Source organism: Actinoplanes sp. DH11, from assembly GCF_020873875.1.
Lineage (GTDB): Bacteria > Actinomycetota > Actinomycetes > Mycobacteriales > Micromonosporaceae > Actinoplanes.
In genome coordinates this window covers 17,212-44,211 of sequence record NZ_JAHWGU010000038.1, presented here as the reverse complement: position 1 = coordinate 44,211, position 27,000 = coordinate 17,212, and the positions used below count along the sequence as shown (strand labels likewise).

General features: G+C 72.8%; 23 protein-coding genes and 1 riboswitch. Of the genes, 11 read left to right on the top strand and 12 right to left on the bottom strand.

Annotation, left to right across the window (positions count from 1 at the left end; translation table 11 throughout):
• Positions 1-74: 74 nt before the first annotated feature.
• The gene (locus LPA41_RS36455) at positions 75-1,325 is read right to left on the bottom strand and encodes a glutamate-cysteine ligase family protein (RefSeq protein ID WP_229075840.1); all 1,251 of its coding nucleotides are present in this window, start codon (positions 1,323-1,325) and stop codon (positions 75-77) included.
• A 104-nt stretch (positions 1,326-1,429) separates the two neighbouring features.
• Here LPA41_RS36455 and LPA41_RS36450 point away from each other — a divergent pair, with 104 nt between their 5' ends.
• On the top strand, positions 1,430-4,651 hold the full coding sequence (locus LPA41_RS36450) for a hypothetical protein (protein ID WP_229075839.1): 3,222 nt from the start codon (positions 1,430-1,432) through the stop codon (positions 4,649-4,651).
• Positions 4,652-4,678: 27 nt separating this feature from the next.
• Here LPA41_RS36450 and LPA41_RS36445 read toward each other — a convergent pair whose 3' ends face one another.
• Positions 4,679-6,157: a family 43 glycosylhydrolase gene (locus LPA41_RS36445; RefSeq protein ID WP_229075838.1), complete on the bottom strand. Its 1,479-nt coding sequence runs from the start codon at positions 6,155-6,157 to the stop codon at positions 4,679-4,681.
• A gap of 217 nt (positions 6,158-6,374) precedes the next feature.
• Positions 6,375-6,579: riboswitch (cobalamin riboswitch) on the top strand.
• A 37-nt stretch (positions 6,580-6,616) separates the two neighbouring features.
• Between LPA41_RS36445 and bluB the strand changes: the two genes are divergently transcribed.
• Entirely contained in the window at positions 6,617-7,243 is a 627-nt protein-coding gene (bluB, locus tag LPA41_RS36440; protein WP_229075837.1) for a 5,6-dimethylbenzimidazole synthase, read from the top strand.
• Positions 7,244-7,351: 108 nt separating this feature from the next.
• Here the strand turns inward: bluB and LPA41_RS36435 are convergent, their stop codons facing one another.
• Positions 7,352-8,785, bottom strand: a complete 1,434-nt coding sequence (locus LPA41_RS36435; RefSeq protein ID WP_229075836.1) for an MFS transporter — start codon at positions 8,783-8,785, stop codon at positions 7,352-7,354.
• 72 nt (positions 8,786-8,857) lie between these two features.
• Positions 8,858-9,337 (bottom strand): MarR family winged helix-turn-helix transcriptional regulator, encoded by a 480-nt coding sequence (locus tag LPA41_RS36430; protein ID WP_229075835.1) that lies wholly within the window; start codon positions 9,335-9,337, stop codon positions 8,858-8,860.
• A gap of 91 nt (positions 9,338-9,428) precedes the next feature.
• Here LPA41_RS36430 and LPA41_RS36425 point away from each other — a divergent pair, with 91 nt between their 5' ends.
• Positions 9,429-10,847, top strand: a complete 1,419-nt coding sequence (locus tag LPA41_RS36425) for a chitinase (protein WP_229075834.1) — start codon at positions 9,429-9,431, stop codon at positions 10,845-10,847.
• A gap of 22 nt (positions 10,848-10,869) precedes the next feature.
• Here the strand turns inward: LPA41_RS36425 and LPA41_RS36420 are convergent, their stop codons facing one another.
• A complete protein-coding gene (locus tag LPA41_RS36420; RefSeq protein WP_229075833.1) occupies positions 10,870-11,529 on the bottom strand; it encodes a hypothetical protein in 660 nt (219 codons plus the stop codon).
• Positions 11,530-11,553: 24 nt separating this feature from the next.
• On the bottom strand, positions 11,554-12,609 hold the full coding sequence (locus tag LPA41_RS36415; RefSeq protein WP_229075832.1) for a LacI family DNA-binding transcriptional regulator: 1,056 nt from the start codon (positions 12,607-12,609) through the stop codon (positions 11,554-11,556).
• 225 nt (positions 12,610-12,834) lie between these two features.
• Between LPA41_RS36415 and LPA41_RS36410 the strand changes: the two genes are divergently transcribed.
• From LPA41_RS36410 to LPA41_RS36400, 3 genes are read left to right on the top strand one after another with little or no spacing between them, the layout of a single operon-like run.
• A complete protein-coding gene (locus tag LPA41_RS36410) occupies positions 12,835-13,662 on the top strand; it encodes a hypothetical protein (protein ID WP_229075831.1) in 828 nt (275 codons plus the stop codon).
• A 56-nt stretch (positions 13,663-13,718) separates the two neighbouring features.
• Positions 13,719-15,134: a glycoside hydrolase family 43 protein gene (locus LPA41_RS36405; RefSeq protein ID WP_229075830.1), complete on the top strand. Its 1,416-nt coding sequence runs from the start codon at positions 13,719-13,721 to the stop codon at positions 15,132-15,134.
• The gene (locus LPA41_RS36400; protein WP_229075829.1) at positions 15,131-18,403 is read left to right on the top strand and encodes a discoidin domain-containing protein; all 3,273 of its coding nucleotides are present in this window, start codon (positions 15,131-15,133) and stop codon (positions 18,401-18,403) included. Before LPA41_RS36405 ends, LPA41_RS36400 begins: the two co-directional genes overlap by 4 nt.
• A gap of 21 nt (positions 18,404-18,424) precedes the next feature.
• Here LPA41_RS36400 and LPA41_RS36395 read toward each other — a convergent pair whose 3' ends face one another.
• On the bottom strand, positions 18,425-19,114 hold the full coding sequence (locus tag LPA41_RS36395) for an SDR family oxidoreductase (RefSeq protein WP_229075828.1): 690 nt from the start codon (positions 19,112-19,114) through the stop codon (positions 18,425-18,427).
• A gap of 117 nt (positions 19,115-19,231) precedes the next feature.
• Here LPA41_RS36395 and LPA41_RS36390 point away from each other — a divergent pair, with 117 nt between their 5' ends.
• The gene (locus tag LPA41_RS36390) at positions 19,232-19,801 is read left to right on the top strand and encodes a GNAT family N-acetyltransferase (protein ID WP_229075827.1); all 570 of its coding nucleotides are present in this window, start codon (positions 19,232-19,234) and stop codon (positions 19,799-19,801) included.
• Positions 19,802-19,874: 73 nt separating this feature from the next.
• Here LPA41_RS36390 and LPA41_RS36385 read toward each other — a convergent pair whose 3' ends face one another.
• Together LPA41_RS36385 and LPA41_RS36380 are read right to left on the bottom strand one after the other, a co-directional pair.
• Positions 19,875-20,537, bottom strand: coding sequence for a response regulator transcription factor (locus LPA41_RS36385; RefSeq protein ID WP_229075872.1), 663 nt, complete (start codon positions 20,535-20,537; stop codon positions 19,875-19,877).
• The gene (locus LPA41_RS36380; RefSeq protein WP_229075826.1) at positions 20,525-21,700 is read right to left on the bottom strand and encodes a sensor histidine kinase; all 1,176 of its coding nucleotides are present in this window, start codon (positions 21,698-21,700) and stop codon (positions 20,525-20,527) included. The genes LPA41_RS36385 and LPA41_RS36380 overlap by 13 nt, the downstream gene beginning before the upstream one ends.
• A 108-nt stretch (positions 21,701-21,808) precedes the next feature.
• On the opposite strand from LPA41_RS36380, the gene LPA41_RS36375 reads away from it, so the two are divergent.
• The 4 genes from LPA41_RS36375 to LPA41_RS36360 all read left to right on the top strand — a co-directional run bounded on the left by LPA41_RS36375 (position 21,809) and on the right by LPA41_RS36360 (position 23,897).
• Entirely contained in the window at positions 21,809-22,234 is a 426-nt protein-coding gene (locus LPA41_RS36375) for a DUF6069 family protein (RefSeq protein ID WP_229075824.1), read from the top strand.
• Between the two features lie 18 nt (positions 22,235-22,252).
• Positions 22,253-23,092 (top strand): patatin-like phospholipase family protein, encoded by an 840-nt coding sequence (locus LPA41_RS36370; protein ID WP_229075822.1) that lies wholly within the window; start codon positions 22,253-22,255, stop codon positions 23,090-23,092.
• 110 nt (positions 23,093-23,202) lie between these two features.
• On the top strand, positions 23,203-23,577 hold the full coding sequence (locus LPA41_RS36365; RefSeq protein WP_229075820.1) for a hypothetical protein: 375 nt from the start codon (positions 23,203-23,205) through the stop codon (positions 23,575-23,577).
• Positions 23,574-23,897, top strand: coding sequence for a hypothetical protein (locus LPA41_RS36360; protein WP_229075818.1), 324 nt, complete (start codon positions 23,574-23,576; stop codon positions 23,895-23,897). The genes LPA41_RS36365 and LPA41_RS36360 overlap by 4 nt, the downstream gene beginning before the upstream one ends.
• Positions 23,898-23,909: 12 nt before the next feature.
• On the opposite strand, the gene LPA41_RS36355 is transcribed toward LPA41_RS36360, so the two are convergent.
• The 3 genes from LPA41_RS36355 to LPA41_RS36345 all read right to left on the bottom strand — a co-directional run bounded on the left by LPA41_RS36355 (position 23,910) and on the right by LPA41_RS36345 (position 26,996).
• A complete protein-coding gene (locus LPA41_RS36355) occupies positions 23,910-24,923 on the bottom strand; it encodes an RNA polymerase subunit sigma-70 (protein WP_229075816.1) in 1,014 nt (337 codons plus the stop codon).
• Positions 24,924-25,031: 108 nt separating this feature from the next.
• The gene (locus tag LPA41_RS36350) at positions 25,032-25,967 is read right to left on the bottom strand and encodes an SDR family NAD(P)-dependent oxidoreductase (RefSeq protein ID WP_229075815.1); all 936 of its coding nucleotides are present in this window, start codon (positions 25,965-25,967) and stop codon (positions 25,032-25,034) included.
• 63 nt (positions 25,968-26,030) lie between these two features.
• Complete coding sequence (locus LPA41_RS36345) at positions 26,031-26,996, bottom strand: alpha/beta hydrolase (protein ID WP_229075814.1); 966 nt, start codon at positions 26,994-26,996, stop codon at positions 26,031-26,033.
• Positions 26,997-27,000: the final 4 nt, after the last annotated feature.

Genomic DNA, 27,000 nt, shown 5'->3' with positions numbered 1-27,000 from the left:
CGGTACTCAAGCACCCGTCCGGGCCGGGTCGCCGGAGCTCGGACGGCGGTTGCGGGTGGGCGGCGCCGCGGGCTTCAGGCGCCGGTCCGGGTCCAGGCGGCCAGTGCGGCCACCACCGCCCGCAGGTCGCCGGTGCCCCGGTGGATGCGCCGCTGCCGGGTGGCGCCGTCGCCGGTGTCGCGCAGCCGGGCCAGTCCGTCGACGACGGCTCCCAGGTCGCCGCTGTCGAGCAGGGCCGGGCTGACGGTTGCGAAGAACTCGTCGACCACGTCCCAGGCCGGCCGCACCCGGCAGCGCAGCGGGTCGACGAGGTCGGCGCGCAAGCCGTCGCGGGCGGCCCGGGCCGCCGCCGAGGCGAACACGTCGCCCGGCACGGACGGTGCCGGGCGGTCCTCGTGGAGGTCGGTGACGGCGGTTGCCACGGCCGCCCGGATCAGGGCCGTGACCAGGATGGCGTCGTCGAGGTCGGTGCAGACGTCGGCCACGTCCACCACCAGGGCCGGGTGGGTCGCGGGCAGGGGACGGTCGCGGCGCAGCACGGCACGCCAGCTGCTGTGGCCGGTGTCGGCGCCCCGGTGGAACGGCGAGTTCGCGGTGAGCGCCTGGAGCACCGGCAGCCAGATCCGCAGCCGCTCACCGACCGCGCCGGCCGGCACCCGGTCCGGCAGGCCGATCCGCACCCGCATCCCGCACAGCGCCGGGTCCACCGCGGCGTCCCGCGCATCACCGGGCAGGCGGCGACCCGCAAGCGGCATCCCGTCAGTATCAGAACCGGACGGCGTCGCGTGCGTGCCTGAACGGGACGGCGTCGCGTGCGTGCCTGAACGGGACGGCGTCGCGTGCGTGCCTGAACGGGACGGCGAACCGGCCGGCGGTGCGCCGATGGCGGTGAGCCACACCCCGGACCGCTCCGCCGCGTCCGCCGCCGCCCGTCGGCGGGTGGCGAGCTGCGCGCGGAGGGTGCGCAGGTCACGGCCGTCCGCGGCGGACAGTTCGAGCACGCTGCCGTGCGCCCGGCTGCGGTCCCGCAACCCGTCCGGCAGCGCCGCGCGCACCTGCTCGGCGATCGCCACGTCGGCCCCGGACCGAGGGTCGAGCAGCAAGAACTGTTCGAAGACCTCGACGGCGGGCCGGGCCGAGACGACCGGCTGGGCCCAGACGACTGGCTGGGCCGAGACGACCGACCGGGCCGAGACGGCAGGCTGGGTCGGGACGGCAGGCGATGCGGAGGCATCGGGCGGGGCGGAGGCGGCGGGCCCGGCGGCCGGCGCGAACGACTGCGACGACGGGGACAGAATCCGCCGCCGGGCAAAGGTGGAAGTCATGCGGTCGTCCTCTCGCCAGGGCACGGCCCGGTCTACCCCGGCGGGACGCCGGCAAACCCGCCACCGGGTCAACGGGCCGCACCCCGTCGACGACGCGGGGCACAATGTCCGGCGTGCTTGCCGCCACGCGTGACCTGCTGACCCTGCTCGACCCGCTGCCGTACCGGCGCCGGCTGCACCGGCTGGCCCAGTGGGCGAGCACCGCCCCGGACCGAGCGGCGGTCTGCGCCGACCTGCGGGAGCAGGGGCCTTACGAACGGCGGCTGGCGCTGCTCGCGGCGCTTGTCACGCGGGACGCGACGGGCATCGGCGCGGCGGTCCGGGATGAGCAGCCGGCGATCCGCTCGGCGGCGCTGAGTGCGGCCCTGCGGGCCGGCATGCTCACCGGTCGGCTCGGGGAGTTGTCCGCGAAGGATCGGCGGCGAATCTATCGCGAGCTGCGCCGGCTGCGGCGTACCGACCTCGCCGACGCGATGATCCGCGAGGTCGGGGAGCGGCACGGCGACGGCGAGGCGGCGGCGGTGCTGCCGGCTTGCGGGGAGGCCACCGTACGGTCGATGCTGCCCGGCCTGGAGCATGCGGTGAACCTGTCCGCGCTCGCCCGCCGCCACCCCGCCGCGGTCCTGGAGCGGGTCCGCGCCCGGCTGGCCGCGGCGTCACCGGCCGAGCGGGCGGCCATCTGGCGGCACACCGGGGACGCGGTCCTGGCCTGCGCACCCGGTGACGTGCTCGACCTGCTGGAGGACCACGCTCCGCCGCACGACCTGCCCGGCCCGCTCACCGCGTACGGCATCCTCGCCGCGGTGAGCCCGTCGCGCGTCGCCCGCCTGCTGGCCGCGCCCGGCCGCGCGCCCTGGTTGCGCGGCACCCTGCTGCCGCCGGCGTTGCTGCGCCGCCTCGCCGTGCTGCCGGTCGCGGAGCTGGCGCCGATCGCCCGCGTGCAGCGCGACTACGCCCGGGCCCTGGCGGCGTTGCTGCGCGCGGTCGCACCGGGGCGCCGCGGCGAACTCTACGACGCGTCGCTGACCGGAATTGACACCTCGGTGCGGGTCCCGACGCCCCTGGTCGTGTCGGTGCTGCCGGTGGCGGTGCGGATCCGGGAGGCGACGCGGGTGCTGGGGTTGCCGGAGATCCAGGGGCGCGAGGAGCTGCGGTACGCGTGGAGCGCCTACCTGGGCTGGCCGGAGGCGTCGGCCGCGCTGGAGCCGGTGGTGCGCGCGGGCAACGCCGAGGTCCGCGCCCGGGGCTGGCGGCTGCTGATCGGCGCCGCGCTGCGGTCCCGGGATCCGCGGATCGTGGCGGAGCTGGCCGAGCGGCTGACACGGCTGCGCAACGAGCAGGACCCGGTGCGCTCGGCGGCCCTGCTGGCCTTCGCCGGCGCGGCCCGCCTGCTCACCGCCGCGAGCGCGCCAGCCCTGACCCGGGTCACCACCGATGCGGTCGAGGCGCGCGACGGCTCCGCCGCGACGACCGGCGCCCTGAGCCGGCTCGCGGCCGGTGTGCTGCAGCACCACGTCGGGGTGCCGGAGCTGCGTGACTGGGCGCTGCTCACCATCGACCTGGTCAGCACGGTGTCGGCGGTGCCACTGCTGCACCGGTTCGACCTGGTGCTGCGCCGCGGCCAGGAGACGATGGTCTTCGACCGCCTGCGTGGCTGGGTGGAGGCGTCGATGGCCCGCGGGTGGTACGGCCCGCTCTTCGCCCTGGCCCGTGCGCTGGGCCGGCGCGCGTGGCGGATCCCCGGGTTGCAGCAGTCGTTGCGGCGCGCGTTCGAGCCGTCGGTGTCGGCGCGGGTGGCGCGGGAGGCGATCGGGCTCTGGCTCGACGAGCCGCGGGTCCGCAGCGAGCGGGTCGCCGAGGTGCTCGCCGTGGACGCGACCGCGATCGTCGTGCACCCGGTGTGGGACGTCGTCTGCTCGTCCCGCACCGACCTGCTGGACCGGGTGCTCGGCGGCCGGCCGCACGGCCGGTTCGTCGAGGCCGGCGCGCGCTGGGTGCCGGCGTACCCCCGGCGCCCGCAGCGCTGGCTGCCCCGTCAGCAGGCCCGGTTCGTCGCGTTGCAGCAGGTCGCGGCCGCGGACACCGGTCTGGGGCCCCGGGAGCGGGCCGCCGCGATCCGGGCCGCCGCGCCGGTGCCGGTCGCCGGCCGGGAACTGGTGATGCGGTACGTCGACGACCCGGACGTGGTGATCGCGGAGGCGGCGCTGGGCGCGCTGATCTGGACGGACCGGCCGGCCGAGGCGCTGACCGTGCTGCTCGGGCACGCCGGCGACGACCGGGCCCGGGTGGCGCTGTACGCGGCGGGACGTGCCGCCGCGTACGTGCCGCCGGGTCTGCTGCCGGGTGGGCTGGGACCGGTGCTCACCGGTCCGGCGAAGGTCACCAGCCGCAAGGAGGCGGCCCGGCTGCTCGCCCGGTACGGGCCACCGGAGGCGATGACGGCACTGCTGGCCGCGTACCGGGATCCGCAGGCGCACCGCGACGTGCGCGCCGCGATCGTCGCGGCGGCCCGGCAGCGCCCGGACATCGCGGCGAACTGGGAGGTCCTGACCGCGGCCGGTGCGGGCACCCGCGAGGAGGCCGCCGCGGTGCTGGCCGCGGACCCCTACCTGGTCCCGGAGCGGTTCCGTCCCCGGTACGGGGAGCTGATCGCCGCCGGGTGCCGCGCCGCCGACCGCGAGGTGCGGCGGGTCGCGTTCCAGCGGCTGCCGTACTGGGTGCCGTGGGTGGCGGCGGCGACCGGCCTGGCCGTCGACCGGGTCACCGACCTGGGGGAGCGGGTCTGGTCCGGCGAGGTGGCCGGGCTGGTGCCGGCCCTCGGCGGCGACGGCCTGGGCACGGTGCTGGAGCGGCTCGCGGCCCGGGACGCGCACGACGACGCACCGGGCGGCCCGGGGTCGGACCGGCCGGCCCGGCGGCGGATCAGCGCGGTCGTGGACGGCGTCAGCTCGTGGGCCTCGTCGGCGACGGCCGGGGAACGGGCCGCGTACGTGCCCGCCGCCCGATCGTTCCGGTCGCCGGCGATGCTGGTGGCGCTGGCCCGGTGGGACGGCCTCGACGAGGCGGCGGACCTGTGCGCGGGCCGGCCGGTGCTGGCGGTCCGGATCGCGGCGCTGGTGGGTGACCTGCCCGGCGAGTTCGAGCCGGACGTCGCGGACCGGCTGGGTGCCCGCGGTGACCTGGCGGGCGGTCTGTTCGCGGTCGCGCTGGCCGGGCGGGGCGCCGAGCACGGCTGGGCGCCGCCGTGGCGGGACCTGGTGCTGCGGCTGCGGGAGCACCGGGACGAGGCGGTGCGCGAGGAGGCGTACGAGATCGATATGACCTAGATCTGCCCCCCGGCCCGCAGGCGCGCCCTACCGCGCTGTGACAGCGACGTTGTCGAAGGCGGCCGCGGCGTTGTAGACGCGTACCCCGGACGAGCCCGCCGCGTACGTACCGTCGGTGACGGTGATCCGGGGGTTCGTCATGTCGTTCACGTACACCTTGAGCACGGCGCCCACCGCTTCGACGCGCAGGTGGTACCGCGTGCCGGGGCTGATGGTCAGGGGCGCGGCGCCCAGCCGGGTCCAGTTGTTGTCGGCCTTGCCGAGGATGACCTGGCCGGCCGGGGTGATGCCCGCGTAGTAGCCGCGGTAGCTGTCGGTGCCGACGGCGGCCGCGGTGGCCCGGAAGACCAGGCCGGCGTCGCCGCCGCCGGAGGTGACGGTGACGTGGGCGTCGAGGACCGCGTCGGCGTGGTTGTCGGTCAGCAGGGCCTTGCCGCCGTAGGAGTGCTGGGCCCGGTACTGTCCCGCGCCGGCGGTCCAACCGCCGCCGTAGGTCCGCCAGCCGATCGCGTTGTTGTCGTCGAAGTTGTCCTTGACGAGCATCTTCACGCGCTGGATGGTCCCGTCGGCGGCGAAGTTCATCCGGTCGTAGGCAAGGAAGCGGGCGTTGCCGTCGGTCTCACCCAGCGGCCGGCGGTGGTAGAAGATGTACCAGGTGTCGGTGCCCGGGATCCGCAGCGCCGCGTTGTGGCCGGCGCCGCGGGCGACGGAGGCGTCCTGCGCGAGGATCTTGTCGAGGCGCCGGAACGGGCCGGTGGGGGAGTCCGACATGGCGTACGCGACGGAGTAGTCCGGTCCGGTCCAGCCACCCTCGGACCACATCAGGTAGTACGTGCCGTTGCGTTTGATCATCTGTGGGCCCTCGACGTACCCCGCCGGGGTGATCTCCTTGAGGACGGTGCCGTCGGCGAACGTACCCAGGCTGGTCATGTCGCTGTTGAGCCGGGCGACGTTGGCGTGGCCGTGGCCGCCGTAATAGATGTAGGCCTGACCGTCGTCGTCGATGAAGACGTCCTGGTCGATCGGTTGCGCGCCGTTGACGAACCGGTCGATCAGCGGCCGTCCGAGGGCGTCCGCGTACGGTCCTTCGGGCCGGTCGGCGACGGCGACCCCGATGCCGCCGAGCTCGGTGTTGTTCTGGATGTCGTTGGCCGCGAAGTACAGGTAGTACTTGCCGTTGCGCGCGATCGGCGCCGGCGCCCACACGGCGTACTTCGCCCAGCTGACGTTCGCCGTGGTCAGCACGTTCGGGTGCTTGGTCCAGGTGACCAGGTCGGCGGAGGAGAAGGCGTCGAGGTAGGTCTGCTCGGCGTAACCGCGCGACGCGGTGGGGAACACCCAGTACCGATCGTGGTAGATCGCCACGTCGGGGTCGGCGTAGCGGCCGTCGACGAACGGGTTGCCCGCCTCCGCGGTCGTGTAGGCGGGCGGCGCCGCGTGGGCGGGAGGTGCCGCGACGGCCGGCACGGCGAGCAGGGCAACCAGGGCCGCGGCGACTGTCCTCATAGTCTCTCCATCGACATCTATTGATGAACGGTGAGGATTGTTTACTGGCGGCAGGGTGTGGCGTCAAGTAGGAGAGCGCGAACTTTCGCTCCGCACGGCAAAAGTTCATCGACTCGCTTCAAAAGTCGCGGTGTCCCGCAGCCGCAGCGAATGCCGTAAAAGGACCAAGGTCGTACCCCTTTCCTTTCCGGAGTATCGCGGCGTATATCGTGCCTGCCGGCACGAACTGTCGCGAGGTGCCCTGTCCGCGAGGGCGGGGAGAATCTGGGAAGCCGGTGCGAATCCGGCACGGGCCCGCCGCGGTGACCGGGGAGCTGCCGCCCACGCGCGCGAGCGCAGCCACTGGCCGTACCGGCTGGGAAGGCGGGCGGTGAGGCATCGATCCGGAAGTCCGAAGACCGGCCTCGCTCACCGATGCCCGGGCGCGCCGCCCGGGCCGAGCGCAGCGGGAGCCTGCCCATGTCCGAGCAGTTCTACGACGTACTTTTCCGCCGGCGCGACGTCCGCGGCCAGTTCACCGGCGAGCCCGTCCCGGACGACGTGCTCGCCCGGGTCCTCGCCGCCGCGCACGCCGCCCCGAGCGTCGGCCTCACCCAGCCGTGGGATTTCGTCCTCGTCCGCGACGACACCATCCGAACCGCCTTCCACCAGCACGTCCGGCACGAGCGGGACGTGTTCGCGGCCGGTCTCGGCCCGGCCGACGCCGAGCGGTTCCAGAACATCAAGATCGAGGGGGTACGGGAGGCCACGCTCTCCATCGTGGTCACCTACGACCCGGACCGGGGCAGCCCGGCCGTCCTGGGCCGGCACGCCATCGCCGACGCCGGCCTCTACTCGGTGTGCCTGGCCATCCAGAACCTGTGGCTGGCCGCCACCGCCGAGGGCTGGGGCGTCGGCTGGGTGTCGTTCTACCGCGAGCCGTTCCTGCGCGACCTGCTCGGCATCCCGGCCCGGGTGCGCCCGGTGGCCTGGCTCTGCGTCGGGCCCGTCACCCACCTGGAGCAGACCCCCGACCTGGAACGAAACGGATGGCGGCACCGCCGGCCGTGGCAGGCGGCGGTGCACCAGGACCGCTGGGGCAGTTGACCCGACCGGCCGTTCCGGCGTGCCGGCCACTGCGGACCGCCGGCCGGCCGGGCGGCTCGACCCACGGTCCGGTTGCGGCACCACCACCAAGATCCGCGACCAGAACGCCTACGCCGGGACCTGCGGCGCGGTGCGGTCCGGTCGGGGAGCGGCCCGGCGCAGCACGGTGACGCCGATCAGGAACGAGGTGGTCAGCAGGCCCGTCGCGATGCCGAACGCCAGCCGGTGACCGGCGGTCAGGGCCGCCGCCTCGCCGGCGCCGCCGGTCAGCAGATGCCCGGTGCGGGAGGCGGCCAGGGTGGACAGCACCGCCACCCCGATCGCCATGCCGACCTGCTGGGTGGTGTTGAACAGCCCGGACGCCAGGCCCGCGTCGTCCGGGCCGGCGCCGGACATGCCGAGGGTCGCCAGCGCCGGCAGCACCAGGCCGCCGCCGGAGATGAGGAGCATGGCGGGCAGCAGGTCGGTGACGTACCGGGCGTCCACCGGGATGCGGCTGAGCAGCACCATCGCGGTGATCAGCAGGGTCAGGCCGGCGAGCAGCACGACGCGGGCGCCGAGGCGGCGGCTCAGTGGTGCCGAGACGGCGAGCGAGACGACGCCGACGCCCACGGCGGCCGGGAGCATGGCCAGTCCGGTCTGCAGGGCGGTGTACCCGAGGACCTTCTGCATGTGCAGCGCGACGATGACCTGGAAGGCGAACATCCCGGCGAGCGTGAGGATCTGGGCGAGGTTGGCCCCGGCGACGGTACGCGATCGCAGGATCCGCAGCGGCATGAGCGGGGTGCGGGCGGTGGCCTGCCGGGCGATGAAGCCGGCGAGCAGGGCCAGGGCGACGGCGCCGAGGCCGAGGGTGTGCGCGGCGAGCCAGCCGTGGTGTTCGACCTGGACCACGGTGTAGATGCCGAGCATCAGGCCGGAGGTGACAAGCGCGGCACCGAGCACGTCGGCGCCGGCGGCGAGCCCGGCGCCCCGGTCGGCCGGCAGCACCCGCCGGGCCAGGACGATCGTCGCCACGCCGATCGGCACGTTGATGAAGAAGATCCAGGGCCAGCTGAGTACGTCGGTGAGCACGCCGCCGAGGACCTGGCCGAGGGAGGCGCCGACGGCGCCGGTGAAGCTGAAGACGGCGATCGCGGTGGCTCGTTCGGCCGGCCCGGTGAAGATCGTGACGAGGATGCCGAGGACGACGGCGGCGGCCATCGCGCTGCCAACCCCCTGCAGGAACCGGGCGGCGACAAGCGTGCCGGGGTGGCCGGCGAACCCGGCGAGCAGTGACGCGAGGGTGAAGACCGCGGTCCCGGCGAGGAACAGGGTGCGGCGGCCGAGCAGGTCGCCGACCCGGCCGGCGAGCAGCAGCAGGCCGCCGAACGGGATCAGGTAGGCGTTGACCAGCCAGCTCAGCCCGGCCGGCGAGAAGCCCAGGTCCTGCTGGATGGCGGGCATGGCGACGGTGACGATGCTGCCGTCCAGGACGGTCATCAGGCCGGCGGCGGACAGCACGGCGAGCGCCGTGCGGCGGGAGTGCGGTGACAACGACATGGTCTCTCCCCAGGAGTGGGCCTGAGGAGGGACACTAGCAGATAGGTTGTTTGTAGACGATCCGCGAAGGATCTACTTGGCACGTTCCCGGGCGCGGCGCGCGTGCTCGGACGGGGTGGCCAGGGTGCCGGTGGCCAGCCGGTTCAGCGCGCGGACCAGGACTTCCCGCTCGTCGTCGGGCAGTGCGGCGAGGGCTGTCCGGTGCACGCCGTCGACGACGGCCTGGCTGCGCTGGGCCACCGCCTCGCCGGCGGGGGTCACCGCGATGATGCGGGCTCGCCGGTCGGTGGTCGCGGGACGGCGTTCCGCGTACCCCGCCTTCTCCAGCGCGTCGACCGTGACCACCATCGTGGTCTTGTCCATGTCGCCGAGTTCGGCGAGTTGCGCCTGGGTGCGCTCCTCCTCGAGGGCGTGCACCAGCACGCAGTGCATGCGCGCGGTGAGCCCGATCTCGGCCAGGGCCGCCGCCATCCGGGACCGCAGGACGTAGCTGGTGTGGTCGAGGAGGAAGGAGAGATCGGTCTCGGTTCGCCTCGGTGCCATCGCGGTCATCCGCCAAGCGTAGCGAGGTAATCCCGACGCGGACGATCCACTACAGCCGGATCCTATTTACAACTTCAGTTAACAGTCCTAATAATTAGCCATGCGTCGATCCGTCGTTCTTGCCGCGACGGCCGCCCTGGCCGTCGCCTGCTCAACCTTCTATGTCGCCACTACGGCGAGTGCCGCCGTGGCCTGCGCTCCCGCCTGGAGTGCCGGCGCCACCTATGTCAAGGACACCGTCGTCTCCAAGGGCGGCAACAACTACACCGCGAAGTGGTGGACGCAGGGCGAGGACCCGGTCCTCCGGAGCGCCCAGTGGGACGTCTGGAGCAACAACGGCGCCTGCGGCGGTACGACGAACCCGTCGCCGTCCACGCCTGCCTCACCGTCCGTCCCGGCCTCGCCGTCGCCGTCGGTCCCGGTCTCACCGTCACCGTCGGTCCCGGCCTCGCCGTCCCCGTCGACGCCCGGCACGCCGATCCCCGAGGGCGGGCTGCCGAAGCGGGCGCTCATCGGGTACCTGCACGCCAGCTTCGCCAACGGCTCCGGCTATCTGCGGATGGCCGACGTGCCGGCCGACTGGGACATCATCAACCTGGCGTTCGGTGAGCCGACGAGCGCCACCTCCGGCGACATCCGGTTCAGCCTCTGCCCGGCCGCAGAATGCCCGGGCGTGGAGACCGAGGCCCAGTTCCTGGCCGCGATCAAGGCGAAGCGGGCCGCCGGCAAGAAGGTGCTGCTCTCCATCGGCGGCGCCAACGGCCAGGTCCAGCTCACCACCACGGCGGCGCGGGACCGGTTCGTCAGCTCGGTCAGCGCGATCATCGACAAGTACGGGCTGGACGGCATCGACATCGACTTCGAAGGCCACTCGCTGTCGCTGAACACCGGTGACACCGACTTCAAGAACCCGACCACGCCGGTCATCGTCAACCTGATCAGCGCGGTCAAGTCGCTGAAGGCCCGGTACGGCGCCGGCTTCGTGCTGACCATGGCGCCGGAGACCTTCTTCGTGCAGCTCGGCTACCAGTACTACGGTTCCGGCCCGTGGGGCGGCCAGGACCCGCGCGCCGGCTCCTACCTGCCGGTCATCCACGCGCTGCGCAATGACATCACGGTGCTGCACGTGCAGGACTACAACTCGGGTTCCATCATGGGGCTCGACAACCAGTACCACTCGATGGGCGGCGCCGACTTCCACATCGCGATGACCGACATGCTGCTCGCCGGCTTCCCGGTCGCCGGCAACACGGCGAACGTCTTCCCCGGGCTGCGCGAGGACCAGATCGCCTTCGGCGCGCCGAGCTCGGTCAGCGCCGGCAACGGGTACGTCGCCCCCGCGGGGGTCCAGCAAGCGGTGACCTGCCTGGTCAAGGGCACGAACTGCGGCGGGTACGCGGTGCGCAGCGGCACCAACCCCAACTTCCGTGGCCTGATGACCTGGTCGATCAACTGGGACAAGTTCTACGGCTGGGAGTTCCGGAACAGCCACGAGCCGTTCCTGAACGCCCTGGGCTGACCCGTCCGGCGGCCGGGCGTGGTCATCCGCCGCGCCCGGCCGATCTCAGGTGCGTACAGCCCAGGACGGTCATGGCCGCCCCGGCCAGCAGCAACGCGGTGGCGCGGGCGGCCGGGTAGTCCGGGCCGCCCGGATAGTCCCGCACCGCTACGACGGCGAGGTCGACGGTGGCCCGTCGCGGCGCGTTCTGTCTCGCCAGGTCTGACGCGTCCCAGGCGGCGTCGACCAGCAGCGCCAGGCCCGCCACGGCGGCGAGCCCGATCAGGAGTTCGTGGTGACGCGGCCGCGGGTTGCCGGAGTCGGAATGCGGCGCCCGTCGGGGCAGCGCGGCCGCCGCGACGAAACACAGGCAGGCCAGCACCCGGCAACCGGCAAGGATCGTCAGGTGCCGGTAGAGGTCCTGTTGCCAGCCGCGGTCGGCCATCACCCGGCTCCATTCGAGCGCGCTCAGGTCGGGAGCGGCCAGCCGGCGGCGAGCCTCGATGAGGGTGGCGGCGGCGAGCAGCACCAGGCCGCCGCAGAGCAGCACGCGGACGTGGCGGGGGACCGCTGCGCCGCGCACCGCCGCGTGAACGGCCAGCAGCGCGAAGACCGCGACCGTACCGGCGGCGTGCGGTGCCGGTTCGCCGGCCAGCGCGCCGACCAGGGCGGTGGCCACCGCGCAGGCCAGGAGCACCACCATCCGCCCAGGCTAGGCATCGCGTGATCAGCGCGCGGTCGTTCCCGCGGATGGGCCGGGCGGACCCGTCGGGCCGGGCGGATCCGTCGGGCCCGGCGGCGCGCTCGACTCGCGGACGACCAGGCGGCACGGGGCGCGCAGGACGCCGCGGAAGGGGTCGCCGGCGATGGCGGCGAGCAGGAGGCGTACGGCTGTCGCGCCCAGGTCCTCCAGGTTGAGGTCGACGGTGGTCAGCGGCGGGCGGCAGTCGGCGGCGAACTCGGTCCAGTTGTCGTAACCGACCACGGCGACGTCGTCGGGGATGCGGCGGCCGAGTTCGCGCACGGTCTGTGCCACGCCGGCGGCGATCTGGTCGTTGCCGCAGAACACCGCGTCGGTGTCCGGGTCGGCGGCCAGCAGCTCGTACGCGGCGCGCCGCCCCCAGCGTTGCGACCATTCCCCGTACCGCATGGTCAGGCCCGCCGGTCGCAGGCCGTGCTCGGCCAGCACCGTGCCGAAGCCGGCGGCCCGGTGCCGTGCCGCGCGGAAGCCGTGCGGGCCGGTCAGGTGGGCGATGTGCCGGCGGCCGACGGCGATCAGGTGTTCGGTGGCGAGCCGGGCGCCGCCCTCGTCGTCGGCGATGACGGAGACGTCGTCCGGGTGGTCGGACTCGCCGTACGCGTAGACGACCGGCACCGGCACGTCGCGGGGGAGCGCGGACAGCCAGTCGTTGTCGTCACCGACCACGATCAGGCCGTCGACGTGCCGGGCGAGCAGCGTGGTCACGTAGTGCCGGCGCCGGGCGGCGTCGCCGCGCGCGTCGCAGAGCAGCACCGACATGCGTTCGCTGCCGATGGCGTCCTCCGCGCCGAGCAGGATCGGGATGGAGAACCGGCCGCCGAGCTCGTCGGTGAGCAGACCGATCGCCCGGGTGCTCCCACCGGCCGGGAAGGACAGTTCGTCGGCGGCCCGCAGTACGCGTTCCCGGGTGGCGGCGGCGACCTGGTCCCGGGCGTTGAGCGCCTTGGACGCGGTGGCGATCGAGACCCCGGCGCGGCGCGCCACGTCACCCAGTGTCACCCCCTGCGTACGTCGCCGTCCCATCGCGCTCCAGCAGCCTCAGGCGTTTACGGGAATCTATTCGTAACACGATGAACGCCTTGCCGAAAACCTTTTCGTAAGGCAGCGTCTCCGGCAGGCGGGCCGCACCACCGGGGCAGATGGACGGAGCCCGTCCGGGGGATCTCGCGCGCTCAGAAACAGTCGGCCGAACCCGGGCGAAGACGTGCCCAAGACATCGACGAATATCGATTACTTTGAGGAGGTTCCGTGCGAACACGTCGTCTCATGACCCTGATCGCCGCATTCCTGGCGATCCTGATGTCCCCGGCCGGAGCGCAGGCCGCCCCGCCGACCTGGAGCCCGCCCGCCCACCTGGTGACCGGGCTCAACCAGGTGTGGCAGCACCAGGAACAGACCTACAACAACGGCAACCTGTACGGGTTCCGCAACTACGGCTGGGACCAGGTGATGGCCAACCGTGGCTACATCAACTACTGCGTGCGCTGGGACTCGTCGTCGACCGTGACGGTGGCGCAGCGCGACGCCATCCACGCGGCCCTGGCCCGGCAGCACAAGAAGTGGATGGACGAACTGGTCGGGCACAACGCGTGGCCGTACGCCGACGTGCCGGTCCGGGTCGTCGGCTGGGCCGTGCGCAACCGATCCCAGCTCCAGTGGAACGACAACTCGGTGGCGGTCTACGTCAACGACATCCGGGAGAACGCGCCGCAGTGCTCGGTGCCGTGCGGCCGGTTCTTCAACCAGAACGGGCAGTACCCGAACTGTCCCGGCGGCTACGCCCGCCACTACGACCAGTCACTGTGGCTCACCGACGGCTTCGGCGGCGGCGCCGGCGGTGACTGGGGGCAGCGGATGGGCCGCGAGTACTTCATGAACAACATCAACGCGGCGAACATGACCATCCTGCTGCACGAGATCGGTCACACGTGGGGCCTGGACGACTTCTACGACTGGACCCCCAGCGGCGTCAGCAACTTCATCATGCGCGCCGGCAGCTCACCGTCGATCACCGAGTTCGACGCCTGGATGTTCCGCGACTGGTGGCGGCACCTGAAGAGCCGCTACGGCTATTGATCCCCGGGCCCCGGCCGGAGCGATCCGGCCGGGGCCCCTCGCCGGAAGGGAGCCCCATGTCAGTCCGGAAGTGGGCGGCCGTCGCATGCGGGGTGGTCACGGCGACAGCCCTGACCGCCGTGCCGGTGCGCGCCGCCAACCCGATCATCACCAGCGTCTACACCGCCGACCCGGCGCCGCTCGTGGTCGGCAACACCCTGTACGTCTACGCCGGCCGCGACGAGGCGCCGGCCGGGACGAACAACTTCGTGATGCGCGAATGGCACGTGCTCTCCTCGGGCGACGCGCAGACCTGGACGTACCACGGCGCACGGGCCAGCATCGCGACGTTCCCGTGGGCCGGCGCGGACGCGTGGGCCAGCGAGGTCGAGCCGCGCAACGGCAAGTACTACTGGTACACCTCGGTCAACGGCAACGGGCCCGGCTGGATGAACATCGGCGTGGCCGTCGGCGACTCGCCGCTCGGGCCGTTCACCGACGCCAAGGGCGGCCCGCTGATCAGTGACAGCACGGCGAACTCGTCGGCACTCAACATCGACCCGACGGTCTTCGTCGACGACGACGGCCAGGCCTACCTGTACTGGGGCGGCTACTGGGCGCCGCGCGCGGTCCGCCTCGCCGCCAACATGGTCGACACCGTCGGGCCGGTCGTCACCCCGCAGGGCCTCACCAACTTCTGGGAGGCGCCGTGGATGTTCAAACGCAACGGCCTCTACTACATGATGTACGCCGCCAACGACACCGGCGGCTGCGTCACCAACACCAGCTTCGCGTGCCAGCGGTACGCCACCGCGACCAGCCCGCTCGGGCCGTGGACGCATCGGGGGGTGGTGCTCGGTCAGGTCTCGTCGACGACGAACCATGCCGGGGTCGTGCAGTTCGGCGGTCAGTGGTACATCGTCTACCACACCGCTGACGCGCCCGGGGGTGGCAATTTCCGCAGGTCGGTGGCGGTCGACAGGCTGTACTTCAACGCGGACGGGACGATCCAGCGGGTCGTACCGACAACCGGTGGCGGCGGCGGTGGCGGTGGCGGCAGTGGCACGAACATCGCGCCGGCCGCGACCGTGTCCACGTCACACGTCTCGTCGTGGGAGAGCCTGGCTGCGGTCAACAACGGTGGCACGCCGGTCAACTCGCAGGACCGGTCGAACCTGGTCTACGGCAACTGGCCGCAACAGGGCACCCAGTGGATCGAATACCGGTGGCCGACGAGCCGATCCGTCAACAAGTCGTCGGTGTACTGGTTCGACGACAACCAGGGCATCGATCTGCCCGCCTCATGTCAACTCCAGTACTGGAACGGCAGTCAATACGTCAATGTTGACAGCCAGTCAACATGCAGTGTTGATGGGAACGTCGAGAATGCAATCAACTTCGATACAGTCAATACGACCAGGTTGAGGCTGCAGATGACGTCACGTACCGGCGTCTCCACCGGCGTCCTCGAGTGGAAGGCGTTCCAGTCGTGACCGCGCGACGCGTCTGCGCGTACGCCCTCTGTCTTCTCCTCATCGTCGCCGGCGTGGGCAGCCAGCCGTCGGCGGCACGCGCGGCGCAACCCATCGGCTACCCCACCTTCACCGGCGCCGGCTCGATACCGGCCCCACCGGTCGGCTACTCGACGGGTGACGCCATGCGGGCGATCTACGACGCCGAGGCCGCCGGCACCGACTTCTGGATGGACCGCCTGCTGGCCCGCACCGGCAACGACCCGGCCGGCCCCTGGCTGATGACGCGCGGCCGGGCCGCGTTCATGTACACGCACAACCCGGCGGTGATCGGTTTCGGTGGCAACGCGGCGTACTGGGACAACATCTCCAGCCAGAACGCCTACGCCGTGGCGGCGTCACCGGGCACCTTCACCGAGCAGCCCGCCCAGCGCCGGCAGACGCCGAGCCACTGGCGCAGCGTGCATACCGGCGGATCGATCCGGCTCGAGGTCACCAAGTTCATCACCCACAACAACGTGCTGGTCACCAACGTCGCCGTGGTCAACACGGGCGGTTCGGCGGCGACGCTGTCGCTGACCGCCACCTCGCCGTACGCGACCACGGTGAGCGGCAGCGAACTCACCGGTACCCGGGCCGTGAAGAACAACCTGACCACCCTGTACCCGCGCCTGTCCGGTGACGGGTTCACCGCCGCCAGTGGCGCGCTGAGCCGATCGGTAACGGTCGGGGCGGGGCAGACGGTCACGGTGAAGGTCCAGCTCGGCATGGTCACCTCCGAGATACCGCAGTCACGCACCGAGTACGACGCCTACCGGACCCGGACGGCGGCCGACGCGTTCGGCACGCACGTGCGCGAGTACAACCGGTGGTGGGCCGACAACGTGCCCTACATCGACGTTCCGGACGCCGCGATCAAGAAGAGCATCTACTACCGCTGGTGGCTGATGCGGTTCAACCACCTGGACGCCGACATCCCCGGGCAGGACTTCCAGTTCCCGCAGTCGATCGAGGGCGTGACCGGTTACAACAACGCGATCGCGCTGACCCAGCCGATGCACATCGACGACCTGAAGTATCTGCGCAACGCGGAGTACGCCTACGGGCCGTACCTGGCGGTCGGGCAGTCGTCGGCGAACGGCCGGTTCATGGACAACCCGGGCGACCCGGAGAACTGGTCGAACTCGTACACCCAGTACATCGCCGAGGCGGCGTGGCGGGCCTACCAGATCCACGGCGGGCAGCCGGCCATGCTCACCAACTTCGCCCGCTACGCGGAGGGCGACGCCAAGGGACAACTCGCCACCTACGACACCAACAACAACGGCGTCATCGAGTACGACTGGGGCGCGATGACCGGTAACGACGCCGACGCGGTGTCGTTCCACTGGCGGGCCGGCAACCTGGACCGCGCCGAGACCGCTTACGTGTGGAGTGCCGCCAACGCGGCCCGCGACGCCTGGGCCCTGCTCGGTAACACCGCCAAGGCGGCCGAGATGCAGACCCTCGCCGACCGGATCCGCACCGGCGTCGTCGGCACGCTGTGGAACCCGGGCCGGCAACTGCTGGAGCACAAACATGTCGCGACCAACACCCATGTGCCCTGGAAGGAGATCAACAACTATTACCCGTACGCCGTGGGCCTGATGCCGAACACCGCGCAGTACCGCGAGGCCCTGCGCCTGTTCGCCGACCCGGCGGAGTATCCGTTGTTCCCGTTCTACACCGCCAACCAGAAGGACAAGGCGGCCGCAGCCGCCGCCGGCGAACCCGGCAGCAACAACTTCTCCACCATCAACTCGACGGTGCAGTTCCGGCTCTACTCGCGGGTGCTGCGGGAGTACCCGAACGCGTGGATGAACAACGAGGACTACAAGAAGCTGCTGTACTGGAACGCCTGGGCGCAGTACGTCGACGGCAACACGGCCTGGCCGGACGCCAACGAGTTCTGGTCCAACTGGAACGGCAGCGCCATCACCTACCGGTCGTGGATCCACCACAACATCCTCGGCAGCAGCAACTGGACGATCATCGAGGACGTGGCGGGTCTGCGGCCGCGCAACGACACCCAGATCGAGCTGTCGCCGATCAACATCGGGTGGACGCACTTCGCGGTGAACAACCTGCGGTACCGCAACGCCAACCTGTCGGTGGTGTGGGACGACCCGGCCGACGGGGTGACCCGCTACCCCGGTGTGCCGCAGGGCTACTCGATCTTCCTGAACGGGACCCGGGTGGCGACCGTGAACCAGCTCGTCCCGATCACCTACAACCCGTCGACCGGCGCGGTCACCACCGGCGGAACCGTCACGCACAGCGCCGCGTTCGCCGGCCTCCAGGCGCCGCAGGGCGTGGTGCAGAACAGCGCGCGGATGGTCGACGTCTTCGCCAAGGCGGGCGTCGACCTGACCTCCACCACGCCGAACCTGGCCGCCGGCGCGACCGCCTCGGCGTCGTACACCACCGCCGGCACCTCGGTGGCGGCCGCGATCGACGGCCTGCCCACCGACGCGCCACTGTGGGGAACCCACGGGAGCACCACCACGACCGACTGGTACGAGGTGAACTTCGGCGCCGCCCGGACGGTGGACGAAGCCCGGATCCACGTCCGGCACGACCGCGCCGGCAACCGGTACCGGCCACCGGCGTCCTACACCGTGCAGTACTGGAACGGCTCCGCCTGGGTGGCCGCGTCCTCCCAAGTCAAAAGCCCGCCGGCCCCGCAGGCCAACCTCAACCGGGTGAACTTCGCGGCCGTCAGCACCACCCGGCTGCGGATCGTGTTCACCCAGCCGTCCGGCAGCGCCAAGGTAGGCCTCACCGAACTGAAGCTCTACCAGCGCGGCGTGGTCGTGCCACCCACCACGAACCTGGCGGCGGCGGCCACCCCGAGCGCCTCCACCACCTCGTCCTGGGAGAGTGTCGCCGCCATCAACGACGGCATCGACCCGCCGTCGTCGAACGACACCGCGAACCCGCGGTGGGGGACGTGGCCCGCCACCGGCCAGCAGTGGGCCGAGCTGACCTGGCCGGCCGCGGTGCCGCTGCGGTCGGCGCAGGTCTACTTCTTCGACGACGGTCAGGGCATCGACCTGCCGGCGTCCTGGAAGCTGCAGTACTGGAACGGCAGCGCGTATGTCGACGTGCCGTCGGCGAGCGGTTACCCGGTGGCGGCCGACCGGTACAACCAGGTGACCTTCGGCCAGGTCAGCACGACGCGGCTGCGGGTGGCGCTGACCAGCGGCACGGCCTCGGTCGGCCTGCTGGAGGTGAAGGCCTTCGGGCCCTGACCGGGGAATGACCGAGAAGGATCAGGCCGGGGTGTAGAAGGAGCGGGGGTCGCCGGCGAGGGACGCCTTCACGTGGGCGGTCCAGTCGTCGGCGATCACCTCCCACAGGCCTGCTTCCAGGCCGTCCAGGGCGGCCTTGACGATCACTGCCGGGTCGGCGGTGGGTCCGTCGTAGCCCGCGGTCATGTCGGTGGCCGCGGCGCCCAGGAGCAGGCCGGTGACCTGCGTCTTCTGGTCGGCGAGTTCGAGGCGTACCGCATTGGTGAGGTTCCAGGCGGCGGCCTTCGCGGCGGCGTAGGCGCCGGTCCCGGGGTGGGCGAACCAGGACAGCGCGGAGAGTACGTTGAGGATCGCGCCGCCGCCGAGACCGGGTGCGAACGCCCGGATCATGCCGAGGGTGCCCCAGAAGTGGGTGTCCATCTCGCGGCGGATCAGGTCGAGGTCGCCGGTGACCAGCCCGGCCCCGGTGGAGATGCCGGCGTTGTTGACGAGCAGGGTGACGTCGCCGGCCACCCGGGCGGCGGCGGCCACCGATTCCGGGTCGGTGATGTCGAGCCGCAGCGTTTCGACGCCGGGCAGGTCGACGAGTTCGGGGCGGCGGGCGGTGGCGTACACCTTGGCGGCGCCCCGCTCGAGCAACTGGGTGGTGAAGTGCCGGCCGAGGCCGCGGTTGGCACCGGTGACCAGGGCGATTGCTCCGTTGATCTGCATGTGGCAAACGCTAGAACCTGACATTGATGTCAGAGGCAAGAGATGTGACGGTGGTCATCCGGTGCACCCGCGACCGCCCGGTCCGGGACCGGCAGCCGCCTGGATAGGGTCCGGCTCATGCCCTCGCTCGTCACACCGGCGCTGCCGGCCGGGACCCTGTCCGCGCTCACCCAGCCGTCGATCGGCGGCGACGGCCTGCTGCTGCGGCCCTGGCAGCCTTCCGACCGGGAGGTGGTGGTGGCGGGATACGCCGACCCGGACATCCAGCGCTGGCACTGCCGCAGCATGACCGGCGCGGAGGCCGACGAGTGGATCGCGCGCTGGCCGCACCGCTGGCGGGACGAGACCGGCGCCGGGTGGGCGGTCGTCGACGACGGGCTGGTGGCCGGGCAGATCAGCCTGCGCCGGCTCGACCTGGGCGAGGCGGTGGGCGAGGTGTCGTACTGGATCCTGCCCGCCGCCCGTGGCCGCAAGCTGGCCCCGCGTGCGCTCGCCGCGCTCACCGGGTGGGCGTTCGGCACGCTGCTCCTGCATCGGATCGAGCTGAACCATTCGACGGCCAACCCGGCGTCGTGCCGGGTCGCCGATCGGGCCGGGTTCGCGGCGGAGGGCGTCCGGCGCGCCGAGGCCCGGCACGCCGATGGCTGGCACGACATGCACGCGCACGCCCGCCTGGCGACGGACTGACCCACCGGCGCCGATCGGGCGAGGCCGGCTCCGGCGAATCATGACAAGGCAGGACGGCGCTTGCGGCTCCGGATCAGGCGAGGCCGGCGTCGTGGGCGAGCAGGGCGATCTGCGTACGGTTGTCGAGGTCCAGCTTCGTCAGGATGTGCGACACGTGCGTCTTCACCGTCGCCAGGGTCATGTCGAGCGCGGCCGCGATCTCCGCGTTGCCGTTGCCCCGGGCGATCGCCATCACGACGTCGCGCTCGCGAGGGCTCAGCGCCGCCAGGGTGGCCCGGGCCCGGGCGTACGCCCCCGCCTGCACGGCGGTGCGGTCCATCAGGCGCCGGGTGATCCGCGGCGACAGGATCGGCTCGCCGGCCGCGACCTGCCGGACGGCTTCCGCGATCCGGGCCGGCGGGGTGTCCTTGAGCAGGAAGCCGCTGGCGCCGGCGCGGAGCGCGTACAGGATGTTCTCGTCGGTGTCGAACGTGGTCAGGACGATCACCTCGGGTGGCCGGGGCCGCGCCCGCAACCGGCGGGTCGCGGTGATGCCGTCGACCCGGGGCATGCGCAGGTCCATCAGCACCACGTCGGGCGAGTGCGCGTCGGTGGCCGCCGGTACCTGGTCGCCGTCCGCGGCCTCACCGACCACGGCGATGCCGGGCGCGCCGTCGAGCATCATGGTCAGCCCGGCCCGGACCAGCGCGTCGTCGTCGACGACGAGGACACGCACCGGCCGGGTCACGCCGGCCATGGTATCGACGCCCATAACCGGAACTCGCCGCCGGCCGCCTGATGGTCGAGCCGGCCGCCGGCCAGGTGCACCCGTTCGGTGAGCCCGACCAGGCCGGCGCCACGAGGAGGTCCACCGGTGCCGCTGTCGCTGGTCAGGGAGTTTCGGACGTCGATCAGCAGGCCGGCGCCCGGCCCACCGCTCACCTCGACCCGCACCGGCTGACCGGCGGCATGCTTGCGGGCGTTGGTGAGTCCTTCCTGGATGATGCGGTACGCGGTCCGGGCCACCACCGGCGGCGCCTCGTCCGGTTCCCGCACCGACGTGTGCAGCAGCACCTCGGCACCGGCGCCGCGGGACTCCTCGACCAGCCGTGGCACGTCCGCGAGCACCGGTTGCGGCCGGTTGCCGGCGCCGCCCGAGCCGTCACCCGGGCGCCCGCCCGAGCCGTCGCCCGCAACGCCGTCCGGGTCGTCGTCCGGATCTTCGCGCAGCAGGGAGATCACCTCCCGCAGTTCCTCGAGCGCCTGGTGCACCCCTTCCCGGACCACGCCCGCCGCCCGGGACATCCGCTCGGGGGAGGAGTCCGGCCGATATTCCATCGCGCCGGCGAACGTTGCCAGCAACGACAGCCGGTGCGCCAGCACGTCGTGCATCTCGTGAGCGATCTTGCGGCGTTCCAGCATGCGGGCCTCGGCGACTCGGCGGCCCTGTTCGGCCTCGGCGCGACGGGCCCGGTCCTCCAGGGTGCGGATCAGCGCCGCCCGGGCCTGCGCCCACGCGCCCCAGCCGAGCAGCCCGCCGTACCCCACCGTGATCAGAATCAGCCACCAGCCGAACGACATGCCGCCGTTGCTGCGCGCCAGGCCCTGCACCGCGTGCGCACCGACCCCGGCCACCGCGAGGGCGACCGCGACCCGGAACGGGCGGCGCCACGCCACCTGCAACGCGCCCATCGTGGCGGCCGCGGTGGCCGCCGGCGACACCGCCGCCAGGACGGTCAGCACCGCGGTGGCGGCGACCGGCCGCCAGATCAGCAGCGGCACGATCAGCCAGCTCAGCACCCCGACGGTGAGGTCCAGGGCGAGCAGCGGACCGGGCTCGCGATCACTCCAGTAGGACAGGATGCTCACCGCGGTCAGCACGCCCGACGCGATCAGCAGCGTGGCGACCCGGCTTCTCATGGGTGGAGGCTAACCAGCCCGGCCGCGCGTCCGACACCATCCAAAGTTGTAGGCCGTGCCCTCCGCGGCCCGATGTGCGCAAGCGGACCCCGCCGCGAGGCTGCCCCCATGACGAACATCTCGAGGAGTACGGGCAGAGCAGTCACCATCGCCGCCGGAGCCGCCGGCGCCCTGCTGGTGTGGGCCGTCAACAGCCCCGTCGCCGGCCACGACCTCGCCGTCGGCCAGGGCGGCACGGCCCGGGACGTCGGCCCGGTCGCCGTCGTGGTGACCGCGCTGCTGGCCGGCCTGGCCGCGTGGTGCCTGCTGGCGCTGCTGGAACGGACCACCCGCCACCCGGCCCGGACGTTCCGGATCGTGGCGCTGCTCGTGCTGGCGGTCTCGCTGGCCGGACCGCTCTCCGCCGGGGTGGACACGACGAGCCGGCTGGCCCTGCTCGGCATGCACACGACAGTCGGGGCCGCCCTGATCCTGGGTCTGCCGGCGCGGCGTGCCTGCGACCCGGCGGTGCGGGGACAGCGAACCGCGGCCTGAGGCCTTACCGTCGAGTACGTGACAAAAGCTCTTGTTCTCGGCGGCGGTGGCGTGACCGGCATCGCGTGGCACCTCGGCATGCTCTGCGGCCTTCAGCGGGCCGGCGTCCCGCTCGGCGACGCGGACACCGTCATCGGCACCTCCGCCGGCTCGGTCGTCGGCACCCTGCTCACGGCGGGCACCGACCTGGAGGCCGCGGTGGCCGTCCAGGAAACGGTTGCGGCGCCGGCCCGGTCCGGTTCGTCCGGCCGTGGCAACACCGGGCGGGCGCTCGCCGCGATGGCGGTGCTGGCCGACCCGTCGGTGCCGCCGCAGCAGGCCAGGACCCAGATCGGCGCGATGGCGCTGACCGCGGCCACCGTGGACGAACAGACCTATGTGGCCCGGATGGAGCCCCTGCTGCCGGTCCGCGACTGGCCGGAGCGGGACCTGCGGATCGTGGTCGTGGACACCGCCGACGGCCGGGACGTCGTCCTCGACCGGACCTCCGGCGCGTCCCTGCTGCGGGCGGTCGCGGCCAGTTGTGCCGTACCCGGTCTGATGCCGCCGGTCACCATCGGCGACCGCCGCTACATGGACGGCGGCGTGCGCTTCGGTGCCGGCGCCGACCTCGCCACCGGCGCCGACCAGCTGGTCGTGCTGGCCCCGCTGGCGGCCCTCAGCCGCGACCGCATCCTCGCCGAGATGGCCGCGACCGGCGCCGGCAAGACGCTGCTGCTGGCACCGGACGAGGCGTCGATCGAGGCCTTCGGCCCCAACGTCATGGACCCGGCCCGCCGGGCCGCGGCGGTGCGCGCCGGGCTGCGGCAGGGCGAGGCGTCAGCCGATCTCGTGCGGGAGGTCTGGCCCGGGCACTGACCTGCCCGCGCGGCGCCGTTGTCCCGGGACCGGCGGTTGCGGGCCACGGTGGACAGTCGTCCGGCCGTACACTTGGCGCTCTGTTCTCGGTGGTGGTGGGACGGTGTGCGATGCCTCGACGAAGTCCCCGGTGGATCTGGGCCGGGCGGATCGTTTTCGGACTCGTGGCCGCCGGCCTGATCGCCTATCTGGTGCGGGCCGGCTTGGACGACGCCGACAAGCTGGCGAGCTGCGCCGGCGCCGTGCTGGCGTTGTCCGCGCTCGTCGCGCCCTATCTGCTGCCGCCCGGGGGCCGGGAGCCCGGGCCGGCGCCGCACCGGGTCGAGGACTCGGGAGCGGCCCGGGCGACAGGTGGCGGGCGCGCCGTCAGCGGCGCCGAGGTGACCGGTGGCGGACCGGTGCAGGTCGCGAGATCCGGGGACGCGGTCGCGGACGGGCCGGGGTCGAGCGCCGTGAGCGGCGTCGTGCGCCGCCCCGAACCGTGACCGACGCCGGCGTCCCCGGCGGCAGCGTCCCTCCCGGCCCCGGCGGCGTGCCCGGCGACGGAAACCCCGGCGGCCTGTCCGGCGACATCGGTGTCACCAGCTCGGGCGCGGCGAACGCCACGAACGGTGCTGTCGCCGTCTCCGGTGTGGTGGCCGGCGGCGTAGCGCTCGAGCCGCAAATAGCAGGCGGCGAGGTTGGCCCGGGTGGTCGGGGAACGCGGGTTCCGGCTGCCGAGCAGGCGGACGTTGCCGGCGAGCGGCTGGTGGCCGTGCGGACGTTGCGGCTCTGGGAGGAGGCGGCAGGCCGACCGTCCGGGTAACGGGCGAGTGGATCACCCGATGCCGTTCGCGGGGAGGTGTTCCGGCAGGCCGAGCCGCGCGAAGCGGTCGCTGTGGAACGTGGTGATCTCGGTGATCGCGCCGCCGGTGATCCGCAGGACGTCGAGGGTCAGCGGCAGGTACGGCCCGGCCTGTTCCGTCCGGTGGTAGTAGGCGACGGCGGGCTGCCGGTTCACGGCGGCGGGCACGGCGCGCAGCCCGGTCATGCCCGCGAAACCGCTGTCGGCCCAGTACCTCACCACCGTGTCGCGGCCCGCGTACAGGCCCGGGGTGGGCGGCATCGACGTGCGGACGTCGTGCCGCACCATGGCGGCGAGCCGGTCGATGTCGGCGGCCACGCTGGCCTCGGTGTAGCGGCGCACCAGGTCGCGCGTCTCCGCGTCGTCCGGGCCACCGGTCCAGTCCTGCCGCTCGGCGGGCAGGCGTTCCCGCATCCCGGCGCGGGCCCGCTGCAGCGCGCTGTTCACCGAGTTGACGGAGTCACCGAGCAGGTCCGCGACGTCCTTCGCCGGCCAGCCGAGCACGTCGCGCAGGATCAGCACGGCCCGCGGGCGCGGCGCCAGGTGCTGCACGGCGACGACGTACGCCAGCTCGATCGTCTCCCGCGCCACCGCCACCGTCTCCGGCTCGTCCGCGCCGCCCGCGGCCAGCTCGTCGAGCAGACGGTCCGGGTAGGGCTGCAGCCACCGCACCTCGCCGCCGGTCGCCGGTTCCGGGCGGCACTTGGCGAGCAGGTCCAGGCAGGCGTTGGTGGCGATCCGGTACAGCCAGGCCCGGAACGTGGACCGCCCCGCGAAACTCTCCCGCCGCCGCCAGGCGCGCAGGAACGTCTCCTGCACGGTGTCCTCGGCGTCCTCGAACGAGCCCAGCATCCGGTAGCAGTGCACGTGCAGCTCCCGCCGGTGCCGCTCCGCCAGCCCCGTGAACGACGGCTCGTCGACCTCACCCGGCCCGGGCCCGCCCCGATCGTGCCCGCCCCGATCCGTCATCCGCATGTCCGTACCCATCACGTCATCCTTCCGCCTCGTGGTGTCCCGTCGCAGGTATGACGGGTGCGGGCGCGAGAACTCATCACCGCGGCGGCGGCTCGGTGTGTCAGCGGGACAGGCGGCGGGTCAGCGGGACAGGCGGCGATGGGCCAGCAGGGCGCCGGTGACCGTGCCGGCGGCGACCGCTCCGGCGACGGTGCGCCACGGGTGCCGGTAACCGCCGTGGGTGGCGGCGGCCGCCGGGTGCGACTCGAAGACGTTGCCGCGGTGCGGTGCGACGGCTTCCCGGGACAGGCCGCCGACGCCCATCAGCGGGCCGACCAGGGCGTCGTACACCGGGGGCATGGCGACGAATCCGAACTGGATGACACGGTTCGCGAGGCCGACACTCATCGTGCCGCGCGGCCGGCGGGCGCAGCTGACGATCGCCCGGGCCACCTTCTCCGGCGAGTCGATGGGGGGCGGCGGCTGCCCGTACCGGCCGGCGAAGTTCGCGGCGGTGCGATAGATCGGGGTGTCCACCGAACCCGGCGAGACCAGGCAGACGTGGATGTTCTTCGCGTCCCGGGTTTCGATGCGCAGCCCGCGGACCAGGGCCCGCAAACCCCACTTGCTTGTCACATAGGAGCTGGTGTACGGCGTGACGACCGTCCCCAGCAGCGAACCCCCGTAGATCAGCACGCCGCGCCCCCGGCCGCGGAAGTGACGCAGGGCGACCCGGGCCACGTTCGCCGCACCGAGCAGGTCCGTCACGACGACCTGGTCGAAGACGTCGGCGGGGACGTCCTCGAACCGGCCGTACGCCATCACCGCGGCCGTGTGCACCCAGACGTCGATGCCGTCGAAGGCCTGCGCAGCGGCGGCCTCCAAGGTCTCCGGTTGCGTGATGTCGCCGACCGCGACGCGCACCTGGGCGCCCAGGGCGCGGCAGTCGGCGGCGACCTCGTCGAGGGCGTCACGGGAACGGGAGCTGAGCACGAGGCGGGCGCCCTTGCGGGCGAAGGCGAGCGCGGTGGCTCGGCCGACGCCGCTGGAGGCGCCGGTGACCAGGACGGTTTGCACGACGAGTGCTGTACCCGGCTTTCCCCCGCCCAACCACCGGGCGCCGCGTGGTGCTCGCGCCCGTCAGCCGGGCAGGGTCGCGGGGGCGAGGGCGGACCGCAGCTCGGCGGCCAGCTCGGCCAGGGCCTGCGGTGCGCTGCGGCACAGCCGTGGGAAGGCCAGGAAGCCGTGTGGCATGCCGACGTACGTGGTGGTGCGCACCGCCACCCCGGCCGCCTGGAGAGCGGCGGCGTAGCGCAGGCCGTCGTCGCGGATCGGGTCGTGCTCGGCGACCTGCACCAGGGCCCGGGGCAGTCCGGTGTGGTCGGGGGCGAACAGCGGCGACGCGTACGGCTCCCGGGCGTCCGCGTCGCCCAGATAGTGATCGCGGTAGGCGATCGTGTCCGCGTGCGTCAGGATCGGCGCGTCGGCGTTCTCGGTCAGTGACGGGCTGGACCCGGTCAGGTCGGTCGCCGGGTAGATCAGGCCCTGGAAGGCGATGGCCGGCCCCGACCGGTCCCGGGCCATCAGCGTGGTCACCGCGGCCAGGTTGCCGCCGGCGCTGTCGCCGATGACCGCGAGGCGCGCCGGGTCGGCGCCCCACTCGGCGGCTCGCGCGGCCGCGTCGACCAGGGCGGCGTAGCAGTCCTCGGCCGCCGCCGGCCACCGATGTCCCGGCGCCAGGCGGTAGTCGACCGAGACGACCACGGCGTGCACCGCGGCGGCGACGTTGCTGCACAGCCAATCCGCGGTCTCCAGTGAACCGACCACCCAGCCGCCGCCGTGGAAGTTGACGATCAGCGGCAGCGGCTGCCCGCCCGGGACCGCCGGCCGGTAGACGCGGATGCGGACCGGGCCGGTCTCGCCGGCCGCGTGGCCGTCGGTCAGCACGACACCGGGTGCCACGGCGCCGAGCAGTAGATCGGTGACCGGGTTGTGGCTGACCCGGGCCTTCTGATTGCGCAGGATCTGTTCGGTGCTCTGCCCGACGATCGACGCCCGGCGCAGAAGACGGCCGAGCACCCGGACACGGAGATCAAGCTTCGCCATGAGC

Excerpts from the sequence above, each read along its gene's own strand:
- LPA41_RS36405 (WP_229075830.1), top strand. The coding sequence starts at position 13,719 with ATGTCAGTCCGGAAGTGGGCGGCCGTCGCATGCGGGGTGGTCACGGCG.
- LPA41_RS36430 (WP_229075835.1), bottom strand. The coding sequence starts at position 9,337 with ATGACCGCGATGGCACCGAGGCGAACCGAGACCGATCTCTCCTTCCTC.
- LPA41_RS36345 (WP_229075814.1), bottom strand. The coding sequence starts at position 26,996 with ATGGCGAAGCTTGATCTCCGTGTCCGGGTGCTCGGCCGTCTTCTGCGC.
- LPA41_RS36450 (WP_229075839.1), top strand. The coding sequence starts at position 1,430 with ATGTCCGGCGTGCTTGCCGCCACGCGTGACCTGCTGACCCTGCTCGAC.
- LPA41_RS36355 (WP_229075816.1), bottom strand. The coding sequence starts at position 24,923 with ATGGGTACGGACATGCGGATGACGGATCGGGGCGGGCACGATCGGGGC.
- LPA41_RS36420 (WP_229075833.1), bottom strand. The coding sequence starts at position 11,529 with ATGGTGGTGCTCCTGGCCTGCGCGGTGGCCACCGCCCTGGTCGGCGCG.
- LPA41_RS36425 (WP_229075834.1), top strand. The coding sequence starts at position 9,429 with ATGCGTCGATCCGTCGTTCTTGCCGCGACGGCCGCCCTGGCCGTCGCC.
- LPA41_RS36415 (WP_229075832.1), bottom strand. The coding sequence starts at position 12,609 with ATGGGACGGCGACGTACGCAGGGGGTGACACTGGGTGACGTGGCGCGC.
- LPA41_RS36375 (WP_229075824.1), top strand. The coding sequence starts at position 21,809 with ATGACGAACATCTCGAGGAGTACGGGCAGAGCAGTCACCATCGCCGCC.
- LPA41_RS36385 (WP_229075872.1), bottom strand. The coding sequence starts at position 20,537 with ATGGCCGGCGTGACCCGGCCGGTGCGTGTCCTCGTCGTCGACGACGAC.
- LPA41_RS36435 (WP_229075836.1), bottom strand. The coding sequence starts at position 8,785 with ATGTCGTTGTCACCGCACTCCCGCCGCACGGCGCTCGCCGTGCTGTCC.
- LPA41_RS36445 (WP_229075838.1), bottom strand. The coding sequence starts at position 6,157 with ATGAGGACAGTCGCCGCGGCCCTGGTTGCCCTGCTCGCCGTGCCGGCC.
- LPA41_RS36390 (WP_229075827.1), top strand. The coding sequence starts at position 19,232 with ATGCCCTCGCTCGTCACACCGGCGCTGCCGGCCGGGACCCTGTCCGCG.
- bluB (WP_229075837.1), top strand. The coding sequence starts at position 6,617 with ATGTCCGAGCAGTTCTACGACGTACTTTTCCGCCGGCGCGACGTCCGC.
- LPA41_RS36395 (WP_229075828.1), bottom strand. The coding sequence starts at position 19,114 with ATGCAGATCAACGGAGCAATCGCCCTGGTCACCGGTGCCAACCGCGGC.
- LPA41_RS36365 (WP_229075820.1), top strand. The coding sequence starts at position 23,203 with ATGCCTCGACGAAGTCCCCGGTGGATCTGGGCCGGGCGGATCGTTTTC.
- LPA41_RS36380 (WP_229075826.1), bottom strand. The coding sequence starts at position 21,700 with ATGAGAAGCCGGGTCGCCACGCTGCTGATCGCGTCGGGCGTGCTGACC.
- LPA41_RS36455 (WP_229075840.1), bottom strand. The coding sequence starts at position 1,325 with ATGACTTCCACCTTTGCCCGGCGGCGGATTCTGTCCCCGTCGTCGCAG.